The organism is Protofrankia sp. Cr1 (assembly GCF_963555865.1).
Classification (GTDB): domain Bacteria; phylum Actinomycetota; class Actinomycetes; order Frankiales; family Frankiaceae; genus Protofrankia.
The window spans coordinates 8,503-10,351 of sequence record NZ_CAUVXO010000191.1 but is presented as its reverse complement, the minus strand read 5'-3'; the positions used below and the strand labels follow the sequence as shown (position 1 = coordinate 10,351).

Sequence of the window (1,849 nt, the reverse complement as noted above, 5' to 3'; positions counted from 1 at the left end):
TCCGGGCGCGGAGCATGGTGCGGGGCATGGCGGCGGCGGCGATCGGGTGGCCGGCATGCCTGGGCTGGTCGTGGCGTCCCCGGGGCGGACCTCCGCACCCTCCCTGCCCGCTCCCGCAGTTGCCGCCGATGGGGTCACTTCGGCTGTTGTTCCCGGGGCCGTCCCCGCCCCGGCGGCGGCACCCGTGCCCGCGCCCCCGGAAACCGATCGTGGCGCGTCCGGTGGGAGGCATCGGGGCACGACCCGCCGTCGGATCGTGGTCGGTGCGACGGCGACCGGTCTCGGCGCTCTCGCCGCCACGGGAATCGCGAAGCTGGTGGGTGGCTCGCGGCGAGTCGTTTCGTCCGACGCGCTTGTGCTCTTCGGCGCGCCCGACAGTTTCGGGGACCACGCCGAGCGCGTCCCGGTTGCCACAGTGGATGTTCCAGGCTGGGGTTTCGGGCCCGGCCAGGCCGCCTACATGTCGACCGTCACCTCCGACGGGACGGTCGTCACCGCCACTACACCCTTCTCGGACAACCAGGCGGAGCCGACCGGGTCGGGCATGGAGCTGGCGGTGTTCGAACCGGGTCCGGTGAGTTTCACCCGCCTGGTCGTACCGTCAAGCACGGGGCGTACGGAGCTGCCACGCGCCGAGCCGGGGTTTCGCGGTGTCGGCGGAGCTGATGTGGCCGATGTGACCGTGATCGGTTCAGGGCCTGACGAACGGGTGGTGTTCGTCTCGGCCGTGTCCTACTTCGGCTGGGATACGGCTGTCTACGGGCAGCTACCGGCGTTCGGGCAGATCCGCCGCCCGGCGCGGGGACGACCGTGGCGTTACGACCCGGCCGGCTCGTGGACGACCGACCAGCTCGCCGCGACCGCGCCGCCCGCCGCGGCCGCGAGCGCCTTCCCGCGTGAGGGCAGCGGCGGACCGAGGTGGTCACGCGGCCCGGCGGCGATCAGCAGACTCCCGGACAGTGGTCACCTGGTGATCGCGCAGTACTTCGGCGCCAGCAGCCTCGGCACCGCCCAGGGTGCGCTGTTGGTCGTCGACACCGCGGGCCGGGTGCGCGCCACCTGGCAGTATCCGGAGGTCCGGGTCTTCGGCGTGCCGGTGGTGGTGAGCCCCCGCGAGGTTGTCGCCGATCCGACGAGCCGGGCCGGCGACGAGCGCTTTGTGCTGATCGCTGATTGTCGGACATTGGACGACAAGGTCGTCGCGTTCCCCATCCAGGAGTTCTCCTATGCCGCGGGCGCCGGGCGCCGGGAGCTTGGGACGATCACTCCGCGTAGCGTCCCGGTGCGTGCCGCCGCGGACGACTCGCGGATGGAGACCGCCTGTTTCGACGCGAACGGCACCCTGTATGTCGCCCGCACCAGGGCGGACGGACTGCGCGCCGCGACGCTCGCCGTCTACCCCAAGATTGGTAGCGAGCGTGGTCTGGTCAGCCGGACGCCGGCGGTCGACGGTTGGCCGGCGCAGAGCTGGGGGGCGCTGAACCCGCCGGAGTACTTCGTTTCGGGCACCGATACCGGCGGTCTCGTCCGCAGCATCGTTCTCGACCCGACCAGCGGGGCGGTTGTGCTCGCCGGGCTCGACGGCGTGGTGCAGGTCGTCCGGCCCTCGGGTCGGGGCCGGGACATGACCTTCGCCCTGGGTCGGCCGCTGGACATCGGCCTGGGTGGACTACGCCGTCCATCCACCCGATACATCGGCGTCCGGCGGGGCGCCGTCGATGCGCACCGCGGGGTGATGTGGCTTCCCGTCAACCAGTTGGTACTCGACGCCATCCCGTGGCCGTACCCGCCGTTCAAGCTCGACCAGTGGCTGATGCGCGTCGACCTGCGTGCCCTGCTGTCCTGAGTC

The 1,849-nt window shown here is 71.9% G+C and carries 1 protein-coding gene; it reads left to right on the top strand.

The window, feature by feature from the left end:
• A partial coding sequence (locus U9980_RS15595) for a hypothetical protein (RefSeq protein WP_416210284.1) occupies window positions 1–1,846 on the top strand: 1,846 nt, incomplete at its 5' end.
• Window positions 1,847–1,849: the final 3 nt, after the last annotated feature.